The 19,535-nt window shown below is 43.8% G+C and carries 14 protein-coding genes; 9 read left to right on the forward strand and 5 right to left on the reverse strand.

Going from position 1 to position 19,535, the window contains the following annotated elements:
- Nucleotide 1 precedes the first annotated feature (1 nt).
- On the reverse strand, nucleotides 2-772 hold the full coding sequence (ygiD, locus tag JWG45_RS19100) for a 4,5-DOPA-extradiol-dioxygenase (protein WP_205281204.1): 771 nt from the start codon (nucleotides 770-772) through the stop codon (nucleotides 2-4).
- A 446-nt stretch (nucleotides 773-1,218) separates the two neighbouring features.
- On the opposite strand from ygiD, the gene JWG45_RS19105 reads away from it, so the two are divergent.
- Genes JWG45_RS19105 through JWG45_RS19120 form a run of 4 tightly spaced genes read left to right on the forward strand, consistent with a single transcriptional unit; the run spans nucleotide 1,219 to nucleotide 8,041 of the window.
- Entirely contained in the window at nucleotides 1,219-6,897 is a 5,679-nt protein-coding gene (locus JWG45_RS19105; RefSeq protein ID WP_205281512.1) for a beta strand repeat-containing protein, read from the forward strand.
- 1 nt (nucleotide 6,898) lies between these two features.
- A complete protein-coding gene (locus JWG45_RS19110) occupies nucleotides 6,899-7,351 on the forward strand; it encodes an LIC_10463 family lipoprotein (RefSeq protein WP_232380774.1) in 453 nt (150 codons plus the stop codon).
- Nucleotides 7,335-7,721 (forward strand): Bor/Iss family lipoprotein, encoded by a 387-nt coding sequence (locus tag JWG45_RS19115; protein ID WP_205281205.1) that lies wholly within the window; start codon nucleotides 7,335-7,337, stop codon nucleotides 7,719-7,721. Before JWG45_RS19110 ends, JWG45_RS19115 begins: the two co-directional genes overlap by 17 nt.
- Nucleotides 7,722-7,732: 11 nt before the next feature.
- On the forward strand, nucleotides 7,733-8,041 hold the full coding sequence (locus JWG45_RS19120; protein ID WP_205281206.1) for an LIC_10461 domain-containing protein: 309 nt from the start codon (nucleotides 7,733-7,735) through the stop codon (nucleotides 8,039-8,041).
- A 6-nt stretch (nucleotides 8,042-8,047) separates the two neighbouring features.
- Here JWG45_RS19120 and JWG45_RS19125 read toward each other — a convergent pair whose 3' ends face one another.
- Both JWG45_RS19125 and add read right to left on the reverse strand, forming a co-directional pair.
- Nucleotides 8,048-8,461 (reverse strand): VOC family protein, encoded by a 414-nt coding sequence (locus tag JWG45_RS19125; RefSeq protein ID WP_205281207.1) that lies wholly within the window; start codon nucleotides 8,459-8,461, stop codon nucleotides 8,048-8,050.
- A gap of 132 nt (nucleotides 8,462-8,593) precedes the next feature.
- Nucleotides 8,594-9,922, reverse strand: a complete 1,329-nt coding sequence (add, locus tag JWG45_RS19130) for an adenosine deaminase (protein WP_205281208.1) — start codon at nucleotides 9,920-9,922, stop codon at nucleotides 8,594-8,596.
- Nucleotides 9,923-10,503: 581 nt separating this feature from the next.
- On the opposite strand from add, the gene JWG45_RS19135 reads away from it, so the two are divergent.
- The gene (locus tag JWG45_RS19135) at nucleotides 10,504-11,712 is read left to right on the forward strand and encodes a DegT/DnrJ/EryC1/StrS family aminotransferase (RefSeq protein ID WP_205281209.1); all 1,209 of its coding nucleotides are present in this window, start codon (nucleotides 10,504-10,506) and stop codon (nucleotides 11,710-11,712) included.
- Here the strand turns inward: JWG45_RS19135 and JWG45_RS19140 are convergent.
- Nucleotides 11,709-12,515 carry an alpha/beta fold hydrolase gene (locus tag JWG45_RS19140; protein ID WP_232380788.1) on the reverse strand — a complete coding sequence of 269 codons (807 nt, stop codon included), beginning with the start codon at nucleotides 12,513-12,515 and terminating at the stop codon, nucleotides 11,709-11,711. The genes JWG45_RS19135 and JWG45_RS19140 overlap by 4 nt on opposite strands.
- Before the next feature lie 328 nt (nucleotides 12,516-12,843).
- Here JWG45_RS19140 and JWG45_RS19145 point away from each other — a divergent pair, with 328 nt between their 5' ends.
- The 4 genes from JWG45_RS19145 to JWG45_RS19160 are packed head-to-tail and all read left to right on the forward strand — an operon-like array spanning nucleotide 12,844 to nucleotide 18,465.
- A complete protein-coding gene (locus JWG45_RS19145; protein WP_205281211.1) occupies nucleotides 12,844-15,165 on the forward strand; it encodes an ATP-binding protein in 2,322 nt (773 codons plus the stop codon).
- Between the two features lie 53 nt (nucleotides 15,166-15,218).
- Nucleotides 15,219-16,730 (forward strand): hybrid sensor histidine kinase/response regulator, encoded by a 1,512-nt coding sequence (locus JWG45_RS19150; RefSeq protein ID WP_205281212.1) that lies wholly within the window; start codon nucleotides 15,219-15,221, stop codon nucleotides 16,728-16,730.
- A gap of 7 nt (nucleotides 16,731-16,737) precedes the next feature.
- On the forward strand, nucleotides 16,738-17,730 hold the full coding sequence (locus JWG45_RS19155) for an aminoglycoside phosphotransferase family protein (RefSeq protein ID WP_205281213.1): 993 nt from the start codon (nucleotides 16,738-16,740) through the stop codon (nucleotides 17,728-17,730).
- Between the two features lie 15 nt (nucleotides 17,731-17,745).
- The gene (locus JWG45_RS19160; RefSeq protein ID WP_205281214.1) at nucleotides 17,746-18,465 is read left to right on the forward strand and encodes a sugar phosphate nucleotidyltransferase; all 720 of its coding nucleotides are present in this window, start codon (nucleotides 17,746-17,748) and stop codon (nucleotides 18,463-18,465) included.
- Here the strand turns inward: JWG45_RS19160 and JWG45_RS19165 are convergent, their stop codons facing one another.
- Nucleotides 18,466-19,353, reverse strand: coding sequence for a hypothetical protein (locus JWG45_RS19165; protein WP_205281215.1), 888 nt, complete (start codon nucleotides 19,351-19,353; stop codon nucleotides 18,466-18,468).
- Nucleotides 19,354-19,535: the final 182 nt, after the last annotated feature.

Here is a 19,535-nt window from a genome sequence, read left to right on the forward strand (position 1 = left end):
GTTATACACCCACAAAGGACCGCATCGATACCGATCGGTTTTGAAAACTATGATGAATAAACTTTACCTTTTCTTCCGGCCTCATAGCGCCTAAAACATAAAAGATCGGTTCAAAATGTTCCGTGGAAGGAGCGGCCAACCTGGCTATGTCCCCTTTCTTTTGAAATTCTAATATTGCTTTATCGTTTCTGGATTCCAGAGCTTGGCGGACAAACTCGTCAAACTCGATCGCCCAGTCCGCCGGAGTCGCGTTCATATTGTGGAAGTCAGCTTTTCCAAGATTGTGAACGATATTTCCGCTTCCTACGATCAAAGTTCCTTCTTCTCTCAACTTTCTTAATTCTTGTCCAATCTCGTATTGTTGTTCGGGACTCAGGTTTGCGTCTATGCTCAGTTGTACCACGGGAAGATTCGCTTTTTGAAAAAGAAAATAAAGGACACCCCAACTTCCGTGATCGATTCCCCACTCTGACGTGGTTTGTATGGACACCGTCTTTACGAGTTCTTTCACACGATTGGCCAACGACGGATCTCCTTTCGGTCGATATTCGATTGCATACAACGTATCAGGAAATCCGTAAAAGTCGTAAATCTGTTCCGGCGGATCGGAAATTGTCACATAAGTCCCTCGAGTCTTCCAATGCGCCGAAACGACGAGTATATTTTTCACTCCCTCCAAATTAGAACCGAAGGCTTCCAAACTTCGAGTGAATTCGGATGGAATAACGAGGTTCATCGGCGATCCGTGACCTAAGAATAAAACTGGATTCATACTGTTATTTAGACACATTCCGCAGTAAAAAGAAACACAGTTTTGATGAATTTCCAAAAATACAAGTTTCGCTTCCCTAAATTTGGAAATTATTTTCAAGGGCCCTAATGCTTCCTTTTTCAAATCCGATGTTGTATCACGGCCGTCAGTTACTAACTATTCGACTATATATTAAATTTTTATAATATTTTTGATCATCTTTCTTCCATAGCTGTTATTTTTTATCTACTTGAGTGACATAGAACAAAATCGGATTCATAAGCAAGTCATGATCGTTTGAGTCTTTTTAGATTATGGCAATTTAAAGTAATTTTATGTACTTCATTTTAGAAAAACAAATCCGTAATCATTCATCATCATCGGAATAATCATTTAATTTTAAAAAAGTAAGCATCATGCCGGAAATCCATAGATCGAATCGTCCTAACTCTCAACAGGCCAGATTGATGAAGAAAAAAGTTTTAATCCTCGTTCCCCTGTTTTTATTTTTACAAAGTTGTATGGCTTGGCCTATGTTGACCGGAGCCGTCGGCTTAGCGGTAGGAAAAAAAAGCGGTGGAACTCCGTTGTTCTTTCTTCCGTCCAGCGGTTCCGAATCTGCGATCACTCGTATTGAACTCACTTCACAAAACACTTCGATAGCAAAGGGAACAAGCTCTCAATTTTACGTTACCGCAGTTTTTGAAAACGGAACCAATCGTGATGTCACGAGTTCCTCTACTATTTTCTCTTCTTCCGTTTCGATCGCCGCGATCGAAGGAAATTCCGTAAGAGGTCTTTCCGTAGGATCTTCCGATTTAGAAGCCGCCTACCAAGGGTTTACTTCTCGATTGACGATTTCTGTGACACCGGCTCTTTTGAATTCGATTCAAGTAACGACTTTGGATTCGGGTCCGTTAGCAATCGGTTCCAGCAGACAATTCTCGGCTACCGGTATCTTTTCGGACGGTTCCAATCAAGATCTGACGAACGATCCTTTGACAACCTGGTCTTCCAGCAACGACTCCATAATTTCGGTTAACGTCTCGGGTTTAGCTACCGCTCATTCTTCCGGTACTGTCAGCATCCGCGCCACCTTCGCTTCCAAACAAGGTTTTATTCTAACCACGGCCAACGGCGTCACACTTTCTTCGATTCAAGTGACTCCTTCTAATCCGAGTGTTCCCTTGGGCGCGAATCTACAATTCCTTGCGACCGGAATCTATTCCGATAATTCCACACAAGATCTTACGAACTCAGTTACTTGGACGGTATTGGATACAGCCGTCGCTACGATTGGAAACGACGGATTATCTCAGACAATGGATATCGGCTCTACCTCCGTATTTGCCACTTTAGGATCCAAAATCGGTTTATCCACGTTAACCGTAACATCGGCGTCTCTCGTTTCCATTTCGATTCAACCAGTCAATTCGTCCGGAGCCAAGGGATTATCGACTTCCTTTCGAGCAATAGGAATTCTTTCGGACAATTCGAGTTTGGATATTACGGATCAGGTAGTTTGGACGACGACGGACCCTAACATTCTCGCCGTTTCAAACGCTTCCGGTTCTCATGGCTTGGGTTTTTCTCTCAATCCGGGTACGGTCACAATCTCCGCTTTGATCGGAGGTATAGAAGGTTATACCGATTTTACGGTGACTCCGGCAGAACTCGTTTCGATTTCGGTGACTCCGATTCTTTCTTCCAAAGCAAAAGGTCTTACTGAACAATTTTTTGCAACGGGAACTTACACCGATAACTCTACATTAGACATTACGAATTCCGTTACCTGGACTTCTTCCTCGTCGATCGTGAGTATCTCCAATACAAGCGGCGCAAAAGGTTTTGCCCAGACTATTTCCATTGGAACTACGATCATTACTGCGACCTTTGGAAGTATTTCCGGGAACACTACGTTCGCAGTCACTTCGGCGATTCTCACTTCGATCCAGGTGACCCCGTCTGATTCTTCTTTAGCAAAAGGTTTAGTGAGAATTTTTACAGCTACTGGAATCTATTCGGATGCTTCCAATTTGGACATTACTTCCTCGGTTACCTGGTCTTCTTCCGACCCGATCATCTCCTTGATCTCCAACGCGAGCGGTAGTGAAGGTCTCGCCTTCGGAAACGAGGTCGGCATCACTTCCATACGGGCGACTTTGGGAAGTATTTCAAGTCCCCCCGCTACGTTATCCGTAACGGCGGCGGAACTAGTTTCGATCGGAATCACTCCTTCCTCCGCAACCAGAGCAAAGGGATTGACTCAGAATTTTACGGCCACGGGCGTCTTTACTGATCATTCCACACAAAACATTACCGAACAAGTGACTTGGTTTTCTTCGGATACCATCATCGCGCAGATCTCAAACTTACCCGGAAACAAAGGTTTCACAAACGCTCTTCTTCCCGGTTCCAGCGATATCACCGCAACCTTAGGATCCGTTTCAAGTCCTTCGATTCCTTTTGTCGTGACTCCCGCCGAATTAATTTCGATTTCGGTTACACCTCCGAACCCTTCCGTTGCAAAAGGTTTTTCACAACAATTCGTTGCGACCGGAACTTATACTGACAACACAACCCAAAATATAACCGGTTCCGTTAGTTGGTCTTCCTCTAATCCTTCAAAGGCTCAGATCAGCAATTCGACGGGGAGTGAAGGACTTGCCTCTACTCTTGACGTTGGGAATGTCGCGATTACGGCTACGTTAGGATCGATCTCGGGCTCTTCGAACTTAACGATTTCATCGGCGGTTTTGATTACGATTCAAGTTGCTCCTACGAACCCTTCCGTCGCAAAAGGCCTGAGCAAACAGTTCACGGCCACCGGTATTTACTCGGACAACTCCACGCAGGATCTGACTTTGCTTGCGACATGGTCTTCTTCGGATTCTTCCAAAATTCTTATTAGCAACGCATCCGGTTCGGAGGGTTTGGCCTCGGCAAATGCATTAGGATTTTCGAATATTATTGCAACTTACGGTTCGATCCAGAGCGCGATTAGTATGATGACGGTCACACCGGCGGAACTCGTGAGCGTGGTCGTCAGCCCTCCCTCTCCTTCAAAGCCGAAAGGGCTGACTCAGCAGTTCACTGCAAACGGAATCTTTACCGATAGCACGAGTCAAAATCTCACTGAGTCGGCGACTTGGTATTCTTCCGATACGAACGTCGCTCCGATCAGCAACGCAACTGGAAGTGTCGGATCGGCTACGGCGCTTTCCACCGGTTCTACAAATATTTACGCGGTTTTCAATTCTTTGACCAGCAATACGGTCAGCTTTACGGTCACTCCGGCCGTTCTGGTTTCGATCCAAATCAGTCCTTCGGATTCTAATCTCGCAAAAGGATTGAGTCGACAATTCAGCGCTCTCGGAATCTACTCGGATGCTTCCTCCCAGGACATCACAACCTCAGTTTCCTGGTCCGGCTCGAATCCTTTATCCGCAAACGTTTCCAACGCTTCCGGGACCGAAGGTTTGGTCAGCGCTCTGCAAATCGGCGCCAATACAATCTCAGCAATTTCAGGTTCCATTTCCGGATCCACAAGTTTAACGATCACCCCGGCAACGTTATCTTCCATTGCTGTGTCTCCGACAAATCCGGCGATTTACACAACCGCTACAAAACAATTTACGGCTGTGGGAACTTATTCGGACGCAAGTTCGGTCGACCTAACCTCCCTTGCGATTTGGTCAAGTTCTCAGACTTTTCTGGCAACGGTGAGTAACGCACCCGGAACCCAAGGTCTTGCGACCGGAATCGCCGAGGGAAATTCGATCATCACCGCAACTTATGGCTCAGTTTCCGGAAGCACTACTTTAACGGTAAATCCGATCGATATCTCTCCACCTACGCTGATATCCGTAACTTCCTTATCTCCGACCACAATTAGAGTTGTATATTCCGAAAACGTAAACAACGAGGAAGCCTTAAATCTTTCTAATTATAAGATTGTAAACAGCTCTTCTTTGACGGGCACCTGCTCTGACAATTCGGACTTTAGCGCAAATCCGCAAACTGGAGATTTTTCTTTAAGCAGCGTGAACGGAAGCGGAAATACGTTTACGATCATTCTTTCGAGTTCTCAAATATCAGGAAAAACTTATACACTCGTAGTCGACAAGAACGCGATTCACGATCTTTCTTTTGTTCCAAATCTTTTGGGTTGTCCCAACAATGCGGACTTTACCGGCCAGGAGCAGCTTAAAGTTTCCGGTGCGGTTTGTAATTCGGTGGGAAAGGTGATTGTTTCTTTCTCGAAATCCGTTTATCCCGGTGCGGACATTCCAAAATCGGCGGAATGTTCGAATGCGACTCAATGTGCTCTAAGATATAAACTCACGGGAGTATCCTCCTTAGGAAATATAACAAGCGCGAAAATTTTGGACGGGACGGTATGCGGAGGAGCGCCTGCGGATTCCTCGAAAGTGTGTCTAACACATTCCCTTTCTCAGAGCGGAGGTCAATACACAGTGATCGCCGCAAACAATTTGGATGGAGACGGGTTTGACAATATGTCCTGGGGCGCGATTCGTAACGGTTCCGATACGGAGAATCTTCAGTCTTCTCCCAAAGACAGAACCAGCTTTATCGGTTGTGGAAGTTCACCGGTAAATTTTACGGAAGGTCCGATCGCAAACAACCCGTTCGCAGACGATTCCTCCTTCGGTTATCTTACGGGTTATAACGGAAGAATCTATATAGGTCCGAACACAAACGGAAATCAGGCAGTCCGTTTTAATTACGATGGAACCCTCCCAGAATCAGTTTCCTTTTCCTTTACAAAAGATACAACTTCTTCCGGCGGCTCCGGGGTTTCGTCTAACTCGGCTTCTTCGAGAGACGGAGGAATCGGAGTTCCTCCTTATGTTACGATCGGTCACACCGGATGTTCCATAAACAACGCGGATCAAACGACCGGATGCGGACCCGATAACGAAGACGGGCGCGGAGTTTTTTCAACGGGCTCTTTGGGCGGAATCGAACATATACTGATGGCGGGTTCCAGATCCTCGGAAAATTTCAACTACTTGTATTATTCTTCCGATACTGATTCGGGTCTCGACTTCAAATACATCGATATGGGATCCATCACGGGCACCGTAACAGCGGGAACATCTTCCATCACGGTGATGAACGACCGCATCTATTCCGGTTTTGCTAAACGGAACCAAAATACAAATTCGCCGGATTTCGGAAAAATCACATTCAATTCTTCTGATACTTCGAGATGTACGATCGGAAATAACTGCAACGCGAACGACGGAACCAGAGGAGACCGTTTTAGAATCGATAGAATGCCTTATTTCGGAGGAGGTTCTTCCGAAGGAAATAATTCGCATATCAACTGGGCTTACTACGTCGGAATCGATTCTTTGTTCGTTTTTAACGGAAGAATCTATGCGGCAAACGGAGGATTTCCGAATTCTTCTCACAACGGAAGTATCATCCGTTCTACGAACGGAAACCCGACCCCCTGCGACGATTTGGATAGTTGCAACAACTGGACGGACGTAGCTCCGAGATCCGATTCAAAATGGCATAACGGATCCGATAACAACTGGTTCTCTCTCGAACTTACTAAGTATTATGATTTGATTCCGGCAGATAAGGCATTCTCTCAATTTGCGGAGTTTAACGGAAAACTTTACGTTACGAGGACGATCTGCCTCACTCCTCAAGACAACTCCGGTTTGCGAAATTCAGTACAGACGATCGCCGGTTGTACGAACGGAAACTATAACAATAGAAGGCCTCAGCTTTGGAAATGCGATCCGACCTTGAACGGTAACAACTCCAATTGTGATTCCGGCGATTGGTCTTTGGTCGGAGACGATGGAGGCGGATTTACGAATTTCGGAAACGTTTCCAATCACAGCATTACGATGGCGGTTCGAAACGGTTCCTATCTTTATATCGGTTTTGACAACGAAAGTGGTGTTCAGATCTGGAGGACCAACGTTCAAAATCCGGGTTCGGCTTCTTCGAGCTGGGAACAAATCGGAACAAACGGACTCGGCGACACAAACAACCGTCAAATCTACTCCTCAATCTCCGGAACCGATGCGGGAGTAAATTATATCTACGTAAGCGTTGGAAAAAACAATCAGCCAGTTCGAGTTTACAGACAACAGAATAATTAAAATGAAAGAATATTCAAAAATACTAATTTTATTTTTATTCTTCCAAATTCCCTTCTGCAAAACGGAGGATTCGGAGAAGCTTTCTTTTTTAAAAAACAATCTAAACGGAATGATTCGTTTTCAGGCGTTTGTTCACGGAAAAATAGGAATAGATCGAAACGAAAAAAATTACGGCTTCATTCTCAAACAAGCGGAGAATGTCCAAGGAGTTTTTCAGATCGATTCCACGGATTCGGAATTAAGGATTCGTTTGGTCCAAACGGTTTTCCCATTCGACACAGAGACGGAATGTACAAATACAAATTCAGGAAACACGTATTCCTGCAAAATAGAAGTAAAATCTCTGAAAAAAGCCGGCTATCAGCTGAGAATATTCGGAGATTCGAATTCGATCGAGTCCGATTTTAATCTTTTTGCGGGAATCTTCGGGAAAGGTTATGTTCAGATCGAATAAAAACATTCTACTTAAGAATTTTATAATTCTTTTGATATTGACCGGCTTATCTTTTTGTCAGCACGTCCGGGTTCGTTTTAACCAGGATCCTCCAAAAGAATGCCTTTCGATAAAAGCAGATAAAAAGTGCAAACACGCTTTGGAAGAAAGAGAAAGGCTCAATGCGGAACCTTCTCACTTGCACGTAATTCCTCAACCTTATTATTTTTGGGGCCTGAGCCCTAAGAATTATCCGATCGACACTACCGGTTATTGTCCCGGCGGAGTAAAGGAAGCACACCAATACTCGACCTTCTTCGATTCCCTTTACGAACAACTCACGGTCGGAATCTATTCACCAAGAACCCTCGTTTTGATTTGTTACAACTAAAGGATTTACTTATGAACCTATCTAAAAGAATCTCCATTCTTTCCTTTTTTCTTTTTGGCCTTGGTTGTCACAATACTTCTCTGCAAATTTATCCAAACCAAACTCCGATCCTAAATCCGATCCGGGAAAAACCGGAAACAACTTATATACAAGGCGGATACGCAGTCGGATTGATTGAAAACTTTAAAGCGCCGGAAGTTCATTGTAAGGAAGGAAAGCCTCAGATCTTTATTCAGAGAAATCTAATGGATAGTATTCTTCATTGGACGATCGGCGGAATTTATACGAGAAGGACCGTCCAAGTTTTTTGTCAGAAGTAACGATTTTTATCGGAGATCCTTGGGTCCGGGATAAAAGATAGGATTCCAAGCTACTTCCCAGTAGTAACCTTCCGGGTCTTCGAAATATCCGGAATACCCTCCCCAGAAAACGTCTTGCGGTTGTTTCACGATCTTCGCTCCCGCTTTCTTCGCCTTGGCGATCACGTCATCCACTTCCTTTTTGGAAGTTCCATTATACGCGAGTGTGAATCCTCTAAATCCACTTCCCTTGGAAGGAATCCCTATATCTTTTGCGAGTTCATCCCAAGGATAAAGTGCAAACCACGTTCCATTTAACGTGAAGAAGGCGATATCCCCTTCGAATTCCATTTTTGGAAACTCGAGACCTTCCTGATAAAAACGAACCGCTTTTTCTAAGTTCTCAACTCCGAGAGTGATGATATTGATTCTTGGCTGCATGAGTTCGATCCTTCGGAATGAGAAACGATTCGAAAAGAAGAATTCGGTTCGAAGATAAAGAATTTATATTCTATTCTTAAATTGGAAGATTAAAAAAGAAGATTGTAGAGAGATTGAGAATTCAGAAAGGTCTTATTTTTTAAGACCGTATCTTGCTTTTACGACGTTGATTTTCTTTTCCATTTCGGTCCAGAGAGTTTCTTTGTTCGGATGAAAGGAAGCAAAAACTCCCTGACGAATCAAGTCCACGATCTCGTCCAAAGAAAAATCCAAAAATCTCCAGAGTTTGAAATATTCGTAGGTAAGATTGACGTTGAAAATTTCGGGATCGTCCGTGTTGATGCTGAGAGGAAGTCCCTGATCGTAGTAGTAGCGAACCGGGTGATTCTGTTCTTTTCTTACGTATTTTCCGGTGAACACGTTAGACGTCACACAAATCTCGATCGGAATATGTTTTTCTCTGAGATATCGAACGAGTTCAGGATCTTGGATCGCAGAAGTTCCGTGTCCGATTCTTTCGGCTTTGAGAAGTTCCACCGCTTCCCAGATCGCCCACGGTCCGTCGTCTTCTCCCGAATGTGCGACAACACGAAGTCCGGCTTCTCTTGCCTTTTGAAAAACTCCCTGATAGTCTCTGGCCGGTCCCATAAGCTCCGCGCCTCCGAGTCCGATTCCGATCACTTCAGGATGTCTTATTTTGAGAACACGGTTGAGATTGTTCATCGCATTCTCGGGTCCGAAGGATCGAGAGACATCGACTAACAGACGTATGGTGATTCCGTCGGTTTCTTTTTCTTCTCGAATTCTATTTACGAGATAGTCGACCATCTCGTCAAAGTCGAGTCCGTTCTGGATGAACTTAGAAGGGGCAAAGAATACTTCGGTATAGACGATATTGTTTGCCCGCATGTATTCAGCGAGGCTTCCCACAAAGTAAGAAAAGTCAGCGGGTTCTTTGACAAGAGATTGGATAAAGAAGAATACTTGGATAAATCCGTTGAGATCTTTGAAGTTGAACTTCGCTTCGAATTCTTCGTCTGAAACCGTGATTCCATTCTTCGCCATGAGTTGTTTCATCGTGTCTTTGTTCACGCAGGCTTCGAGATGAAGATGGATTTCAGTCTTTGGAAGTTCTCGGAGGAAATTGATTACGTCCTGGTCGTCCGGTTTTTCTTTCGAAAGATCGCCGGAAGGAAAAAGTCCCTTGATCGGAACCGGAGTTTCCTGTGGTACCCCGACTGTAGGAACTCCTAAAATCCAAGAAGGCGGATCCAGAACCTCGAGTTCCATGAGCCCGACGCGTTCGTTTAAGAGTTCGTTGATCTGTTTGTCAAAAGAGATCTGGAGAGAGGAAGAATAAGGGCGGTCTGCAGGAAGTCGTGACTTGAGACGATTGAGTTCGGTTACATCTCGATCGATGATCCGGATTCTTTCTAAGATCTCTCCAAATGTTAGAGCCACTAAGGCAAAATATATTTCCTACCAAAAGATTTCAATTCTGAATTGAGAACGGGGAGTTCCCGCATTTTTTCCCACGTCAAGATTGATTCGCTGGCAGAGGGAGTTCCTACTTTTTTTATTTTTTCTCTGGCCCCTCCATTCTCTTCGAAATTTTCCGAAAGTTCCGGCATTTGTTTCGGCTCAAGAATGATGGCGCCGACAATCGATTTTTCCTTTGAAAAATAGGAGTTCCTACTTTCACCGAGATCTTTGAGTTTCGATCGACTTTTTCTAAAAACCGCGGGAGTTCCCGCATTTCTTCCGCCTCCAAAGCGTCGCTCCGATCTTTCTCAACCCGCAAGGGACATGCAGGGCTTGGTCCGAAAGGACCGAGCGGGACTCCGCGAGCCCGGAATGGCCCGGTCCTGCGAATCGAAAGTAGGAACTCCTTCTTTTCCTCGGTGTATCATCCTCATGAGCACAGATCACGCAGGATGCGGCCGGAAAATTCGCGGGAGTTCCCGCACTTTTCCGATCTTCAAACCAATTTCCAGCTCAGGAAAAATCAAAATCTGCCGAAGTTTAAGAATGCACCGGGGGTTATGTCCGATATGATCACAGCTCGCAAAACTTTTCTTCCCTTCGCACTTCCTTCCATTTCGGAAAAGGCAATCGAAGAAGTTTCCTCAGTCCTTCGTTCCGGCTGGATTACCTCCGGACCCAAAGTCAAAGAATTCGAGGAAGAATTTGCACGTTACACAGGCGCAGACTACGCACTCGCTCTCAACTCAGCGACCGCAGGACTTCATCTTGCTCTGGAAGCCATCGGCCTGAGTCGCGGCGACGCGGCGATCTGCCCGGCAATCACTTTCACAGCAACCGCAGAAGTGATCTGCTACTTCGACGCAGAGCCGATCCTCACCGACGTCGATCCTATCTTCAATCTTATGACTCCCGAAACTCTCCGCGCGACGATCGAAAGAGAATGCATTTATCAAAACGGTTCTCTTCTTCATAAAAAAACCGGTAAAACCGTCAGAGCGATCCTTCCGGTTCATCTAGCAGGCGTTATCTGCGACATGGAAGGAATCTTAGAGATCGCAAAAGAATATCATCTTTATGTAATAGAAGACGCGGCCCACGCATTCCCCGCCGTTCACAAAGGAAGAAAGATCGGAACCTTCGGCGATTTCACAGTCTTCAGCTTTTACGCGACCAAGGGAATCACAACCGGAGAAGGTGGAATGGTTACGACCAATCATTCTCACTTCGCGGAAAGAATCAAACTCATGCGTCTTCACGGAATCAACCGCGAAACCTACGATCGTCCCGGCTGGTATTACGAAGTGGTTTCCCCCGGTTTTAAATACAATATGACCGACATAGCCGCGGCCCTGGGGATCGTCCAACTCTCCGAAGCGGACGACCTCTGGAAAAGAAGAATCGAAATCGCCGAGCTCTACAAAAAAGAATTCTCGGATCTTCCCTTTCTCCATCTTCCTCTTTCCGCTCCGGACGGGGAACATTCTTGGCACCTCTTTCGTGTGGAAGTCGATCGTGCATCCTCCAAAATCGACAGGGATATCTTCGCTTCTGAATTAAAAAAACGGAATATAGGTTCTAGTCTTCACTTCATTCCTCTTTTCGAACATCCTTTCTACAGCGCCCGTTACGAATATAAGAAAGAACACTTTCCAAATTCGAACGCAATGTATTCGAGATCTCTCTCCCTTCCCCTCTTCCCGGGAATGAAAGAAGAAGACATTCATGACGTTGTCAAAGCGGTCAAAGAAATCTTCAACGGTATCTAATCCAGATACCGATTGATTTCCAAAGAAAGTTCATCGGGCTTCTCCATGTGGATCGCATGTTTTGCACCGGGTATAAAAACGAGTTTACTCTTTTTTAAGTAAGAATGGAGTTTTTTCGTCATCGAAACGTCCGTGATCGGATCGTCTTTCCCGGAAACGATCAACGCGGGAATTTTGATTTCCCCCAATTTTTTTCCCAGGAAAATCTCCTCTTCCCTCTCCAAAGTATTGATCGTCAAAAATTGATTCGGGAGTTCGTTCCAAGATTGAATCAAAGCCCTCCTCGCGATTCTTCCGGGCAACTCCGGGGTTTCGTAATAAAGGGCCTCTATGAGTTTCAGCATATCTTCTTCCGTTTTTGGAAACAAAAGTTCTTTCATCTCGTCTCTCTTCGGATGAGGAATTCCTCCCGGTGCGATCAAGACCAACTTGGAAATTCTTTTCTCCCGATCTCTTAACGCGATGTGCATCGCGATTAATGCGCCCATCGAATGGCCGCCTAACACAAGATTCTTGAGATCCATCTTTCGGATCGCTTCGTAAATCAAATCTCCGAACACGTCCACCTGATAGAGATATTTTAGATCGGGTAATTTACTCTTTCCGAAACCGGGAATATCGGGGATAAGAATCCGGTAGTCTTGTCGAATTTTTGGCGCGACCCTTCGTAGCCCCGTCGCGGAATCCAAAAGTCCGTGAATCAAAAGAATCGTTTTCTCTTTCTCTCCATTCTTCTCCAAAAAATAGACGGAGTTTCCTCCGGTCTCCACTTCAAGTTCCCGAAAGCCGAGAACCTCTTTCATATATTTTCTTTTTTTCCAATTGTAATAAGTGAGAAAGAAACTAAATAATGATTTCATAAAAGCCGATTCTTAATTTTAGAATTGTCTTTTGATTCCATTTCTATCCTTTGATTTCAATCATTCGGATAGGAATGAATTCTTTAGACGACGTTTAGAACAAAAATTCCATCCTCTTCTTCGTTGTAAATCCTTCCGCCGCCGGGAATCCGGAATTAGTTCTTGCAAAGAATCGGAATCGACCGAAATTCAATTTAGATTCGGAAGTCACGAGTAACTTTGAACTTTTGCCGACCGATCGAAGGTATAGAACTATTGAACCGGAATCAGAATGCCTGAATCTTTACTCTCCGTTCTCCATTCTTTCTTTTATCCCGTGAAGGAAGGAATTCTCGCGTTGGATACGGAAACCGAAACCATTCTCTATCTCAATCCTTCTCTCGAAAGACTTTTAAACTACTCTGCCGATGAACTCAGAGGAAAACCTCTCGACTTTATCTTGCCGAGCCCGACTCAACCCCGCGAAACCCTCACGATCAAACGAAACGAACCGCTCAAAGTTTACTGGCAACTCCGCGATAAAAACGGTGAAAGAAAACTGGTTAACTTCACCGTAAACACTTCCAATTTTCTTGGGAAAGACGTCTTCTTATTTTATTTTACCGATCGCTCCGAAATCCAACAGACCGAACTTCGTCTCTACTATATGCAAAGCGTTTTAAGGACTCTGAGACTCCTTAGGCAAAACCTACGTTATCTGACATCGGAAAGCTTAGTCTTTCAAAAACTCTGCGATACTTTAAAGGAGAATCCCCACTACTTTTTAGTCTGGGCTTTTTTCTTCAGAGAAGGTGAACTTCAGGTCTTAGGGCAGAAAGATCTCAATCCGGATCTAAAACAAAAAATTCATTCTTTCATCTCGTCCGATTTTCCCTTCCCGATGAGAAATCTCATCGACTCTAAGGAAAACTTTATCATTCACGAATTCGGAAACGGTAAATATCCGGAATGGGAATCCATCTTTTCCGATCATAAGTTTCGAAGAAGTCTTTCGATCGGAATCCGAGATAAGGAAAAACTTTTAGGAGGGATCGAAATTCTTTCCTTGGAAGGAATGGCCTTCGACTCCGGCGAAAATTTTCTCTACGAAGAAATCATCTCCGACGTTCAGACTTCCCTCCAAAACGCGAAAACGGAAAGGACTCGGATCGAAAATTCCAAAAAACTCCAGTTCCAAGGCGCGCTCTTAAACTCGATCGAAGTTCCCCTCATCTCGACGGACGACGAAGGTTACATCACCTACGGAAATAGAAGTTTAGAGAAAATATTAGGAGTTTATAAAGAAGATTTTATCGACCTCCATATCGGAGAATTTTTGAATCTCAGCCAAGAAGTGATCGAACGTTTTTCCAAAGAAGAATTCAGAACCGAGATCAAGATGAAAATTTTTCCCGACATCGAAGCCCCGATGCTCCTCGCATCTTCCAGAATCCGGGACGAGTATGGGAATTCGATCGGAACGATTCTTCTTCTTTTGGATATCTCGGAGCAAAAGAAGAATGAAGAACTCATCCGTTCCTCCGAAATCAAACTTCGAAATCTTTTCTCCGCGATGAATAACGGAATCGTAATCCTAACTCCGACCGGAATCATCTTGGAAGTGGCGCCCATTCTCAAATTTCTTCTTTTCCAAATCCTAAACGTCAATCCGGGAGAGGATTTCTTTTCTCTTTTCGTAAAATCCGTTTCCAACGAACTCAAAAAAGGAATCGAAAATTGTCTCACCTCACAACGTGCTGTCTTCTTGGATCTTCCGATTCAATTCATCGAAGGCGAAGAAAACTTCTTCTCCATCAAAATTCTTCCTCTCAAAAAATACAGGGACGACGGAGAAGCCGTCATGCTCATTTTCTCCGATGTGACTCAGACAAAACTTTTAGACAAACAACTGTATGAAACCGCTCGTTTTGCCTCCATCGGAGAATTGGCGGCCGGTATTGCACACGAAGTGAACAATCCTCTTCAAGCGAGCCTTCTCTATCTTGAAGATCTCATCGAAGCAGAAGAGTCCGATCCCGCCGAAAGACTCAAAATTTATCAACGAATCGAAGCTGCGAGTATTCGTATCCGGGATCTGATCAAATCCCTTTTGGATTTAGGAAGATCGGTCGCGAGAGAAAAAGAACTGGTCTCTCCCTATTATATTCTTTTGAGAGCCTGCGAATTGATCGAAGTTTCCTGTAAAAAAAACGGAATCGAATTAAAACGAGTCGCAAGTCCGGATCTTCCAAAAATTCGAGTCGCTTGGCAGGAAATCGAACAAGTTCTGATCAATTGTTTAGTGAACGCGATCAACGCAATCTCCGAAATGGAAAACAAACCGGCGAACCCCAAAATTACGATCACTGCCCGCAAGGAATTTCACTTAAACCGGGATGGAATTCTATTTATGATTTCGGATAACGGCCCCGGAATGAGTAAAGAAGTTCTTGATAAAGCGTTCCTACCTCTCTTTACTACGAGAAGAGGCAAACAAGGAACCGGTTTAGGACTCGCCATTTCTCAAAGAATTATTTCCGAACACAACGGGACTATTTCCTTGGACTCTTCTCCCGATAACGGAACTAGGGTTTTGATTCGCCTTCCCATATAGAATGGATTTTTTGGTAAATTAAGGATCTTCTTAGAGGTAAAAATCTAAGTCCGATGGAATCTAAGTATACATCAGTACTTGTTATAGACGACGAATCCGATATCCGCACGGTTCTTGAAAGAGTCATCTCCAGAGAGGGGTATCATGTCTTTCTTGCAAAGGACTACGATTCCGCTATAGAAATCATTCGTAATCACGATATAGACGTCGTAATTTCCGATATCGTCATGAACGGTAAAAATGGAATCGAAGTTACAAAAGAAATCAGAAAGATCAACGAAAACATTCCTGTGATTCTGATGACCGGAAATCCAGATCTCACCACCGCAGAAGAAGCCGTAAGAAACCGGGCCTTCGATTACATCTCCAAACCCATCCGAAGGACAAACATCCTGGAAGTTTTGGAAAAAGCCAGCGTCGAAAAGGAATCCAGAGACAAACATACCGAATCCCTAATCCAATCGACGACAGAAAACACAAAACTCGCCCAAAGAGCAAAAGATCTTTATTTACAAAATTATAATATTCTCAACGCTACGAGCGACTGCGTAATCACTCTTAACCAGGATCTGAAATTCTCCAGCCTAAACCAGGCCGCGTTAAACGCATTCGGTTATACGGAAGAAGAAATTCTCGGCAAACATATCAGCATTCTGATTCCTCCCGGAAAAGAAAGTCTTTATATGGAAAAGGTTGGGCTGCTATTAAAACGGAAAGGAAAAAAACAAATCGCAAGAATCAGCCATTCCGATCTGAAGAGCAAAAGCGGCGAAGTAAGAACCTATGACATATCCGTTTGTTACTACGACGTGGAAGGTCAGACTTATTATACCGGAATCGCCAGGGACATTACAAACAAACTTTTAATCTCCGAAAAACTGATTGATGCAGAGAGAAGGGCTTTCCTTTCCACACTCGCCTCCAGCATAGGACATGAAATCAACAACTCTCTGACTGCGATCCAAGGCCATATCGAAATTGCAAAACTTCCAGACTCGACTGACGTAATTCGTCAGAAGGCGATCCAGATCACCTGGGGCCAATTGATCAAATTAAAAACTCTTACGAACAACCTGCTTCAACTTGGAAAACCCGGAGAGAGCCTAAAAAAACATTCGGAACCGATCAACCTCAACGAGTCCGTGGAAAGTGTGATCGACGTATTTCAAAAAACCTCTCGATTGAAAAACTGTCAGATTCATTTCAAACCGGAACCGACGCCGGTTTTGGTGGAATCGAATCAGGATCAACTTTCACTTTTGTTGTCAAATATCATGTTGAATTCCGCCGACGCGACAGGCAACCGAGGGAATATTACAATTTCAGTAAGTATTAGAAACCATCATCCGGTTGTATCGATTTTGGACGATGGAATCGGAATGAACGAAGAAGTGATCCAAAAAATCTACCAACCTTATTTTACAACGAAAGGAATCGGAAAAGGAACCGGCTTAGGAATGTTCGTAGCAAAAGAAATCGCCGATCAATACGGAATCAGAATCGAAATCGAATCGGAGCCAAACTCGGGAACCGAATTTCGTTTGGTTTTCCCGGATAAGGTATAAAAAAATCATGAACGCTTCCGTTTCTCTTACCGACAGAGAATTAAAATTTTTAGAATTCTCCGGAAAACTCCCTCAGAAAATCACGCCGATCACTTTAGAAGCTTCGGAAAGGAAATACTTTCGTGTTCAGTATTCGGATCAGACTCGGATTCTTTGCAAAGACGTTCGATTCCAACACGACTTCGTTGAAATCGCGGATTTTCTAAGCCATGAGAATTTTATCGTCCCCGAAATACTCAAAAAAGATCTGATTCATTATTTGATCCTGATGACCGACGGAGGAGAAAAAGATCTTACCTCGGTCACGGACGACGTGGAATACAGAGACTGGCTCGTGAAATCGTTGGAGATTCTCGTAAAACTTCAAAAGACGGATCCGATGCCTCCCGTAAGTTCCCGAGAGTTCGACGTCGAAAAATTCCACTTCGAAAGCGAATTCACATATTTTAATTATCTAAAATTCCAAAAGCAATTTCAACTTCAGACCCAATTGAGGAGCGAAGTGAAAATTTTTATCGAGGAGTGTTCAGCTTATTTGGCGGAATACCCGGTGAAGGTTTTTTGTCACAGAGACTTTCATGGGCGTAACCTTTTGATCAATTCTCAAAACGAAATTTGTATGATCGACTTTCAGGACGCGAGAATGGGAACTCCGTTCTACGACCTCGCGAGCATCCTATACGACGCATACAGACCGATTCCGTTTTCGATGAGACAGGGACTCTATCAACTTTTTGTAAAGTTAGGCGATCAGAACTATCCTCGTTCGAAAGAATGTTATTATCTTCAATGTCTTCAACGTTCTTATAAGGCGCTTGGATCTTATTTCTACCTGGTCTCTGACAAGAAAATGGATAAATACAGGGAAAGCGTTCTGAGTTGTTTGGACAATCTGATAGAAATCGTTCAGGCGGGATTATTTCCGGATCAGCTTTTTGTTTTTTTCCATCTTCTCAAGGAAGAACTTTTGTCCAATTATTCTTTTATCAAAAACAAATAAGCGAGGAACTCTTCCTTGAAATTTTTCATACCAGCCGCGGGGTTCGGAACCAGGATGAAAGAACTCACGCAAAATCTTCCGAAACCTTTGCTTCCGGTTCGCGGGATTCCGTTGATTTATTACGCGCTCTTTCAAGCCTGGATTCAAAACGCACAAGGAGCGGTGATCAATCTTCACTATCAAGGAGAAAAGATCCGCAAAGTTTTAGAAAACTTTTCCCTTTTCCCTTTGATTTTCTCTGAGGAAAAAAAAGAAATTTTGGGAACCGCCGGAGGAATTCGAACCGGTTTGGAAAAAGCTGCTTGGATGGGAGAAACGATCGGAATCATCAATCCGGATTTTCTTTACTTTCCTGAAGATGATTTTTATCTTCCGAAAACTTTGGAGAACGAGGATTGCCTTCTCTATCTGCTTCCTCAGCCGAAAACAGCAGGATACACCGGACTCGAGCTAAAAGAAGGAAAAGTTCGTTTCGGCAAAGGGAATCTTTTTTATGTCGGAATCGGAGTTTTAAACAGTTCAGTTTTGATAGACGTGGATCCCGATACTTTCGCGGATCTTTCCGTAACTTTTAAGAGACTTTCCGAAAAACATAGATTAGGTGGTGTTTTCTTTCCGGGAGAAGCCCTGGACTTAGGCGAGAAAGAATATTATATTTCCCTAAAGGATCAGGATTTTTCTCCGAAATTGAATCCTCGATGGAAAGAGTTTTTAGAACTCTGCGACCTCTCCTAATTAGAGATAGGAGGAAAGACACCAGGCACAAATTCCATTTCCGACTCGAATTGGTTCCGGAAGATTTTTGAGTTGAATGTCTTTCGGAATTTCAGAAAAGAAAATCCGATCGTCCACTGTCCGCCCGCAATAACTGCAATGGCTGGTTTTCCAAGGTAGTTCCGATTCTTCGTGTATTTCCTTTGGAAATGGAAGAATCTCTTCGTCGTTCAGAATTTTCTTACGTATACTCTTGTATCCTTCTCCAAATGGGATTTCGATACGAGAGGTTTGTATATCCGGCCCAGAGCCGATTCTTAAAAGTTCAGGTTTCATCCCTGTTTCCCGGAGCATCAAAATGGAGAGGGCCAACCCGATTTCTCTTCCTTCCGAATCGTCGGGATAAAGATCGTAGTATTCCATCAAATTCTTAAATCCCATAGCCGCTGAAAGATATTTCCTTAGACGTTCTTCCACAAAAGGAATCATTTTAGAATTATGTAATACTTCCGCGACCATTCCAGTTTCATTGTGACGAATCGTTACTTTTAAAAAAAGCCCTTTTTCTTTTAGAGAGTTTCGGATCGTGGCGATGTCAAAAGTATTTAAAAATTTTCTAAACTCTTCTTCGCTTGAATCGTATTCATTTTCATCCAGAGGATTCAGACCTCTTTCAAAAGCGAAAACTTCTCTGAGATTGGATGTCGCGGATCGAAGGAGCATTTCCTGGATCACAGAGTAGACGACGGGGGTGAGATCGGTTTTGTTGTAATTTTCGAGACAAAGTTTGAGGAACTTCTCGAGATTCAGACGAAAAGAGTCGTTAAAAATATATCCGGTAAGTTCGATTCTTTTACCGGCCTCTATCGCTCCGAGAAGGCGGGTCCATCTTTTAAATTCTTGATCCATTTCGCTTTCAAAAAAAAATCCTCCGAAAAACTATCCGAATTTTTAGAGAAAGAAAACCCATTTTTAGATTGTGTGCGGAAAAAGAAATGTAAGGGGGTTTGTCCCCCATTCTTATAAGATAGTTCCTTTTTTGTATTCAGGAGAATCTGAAAAAAGGATGCCAACCCCAATCTTGAGAACGA

The sequence above is a fragment of the Leptospira ainlahdjerensis genome (genome assembly GCF_016919175.1).
Taxonomy (GTDB): domain Bacteria; phylum Spirochaetota; class Leptospiria; order Leptospirales; family Leptospiraceae; genus Leptospira; species Leptospira ainlahdjerensis.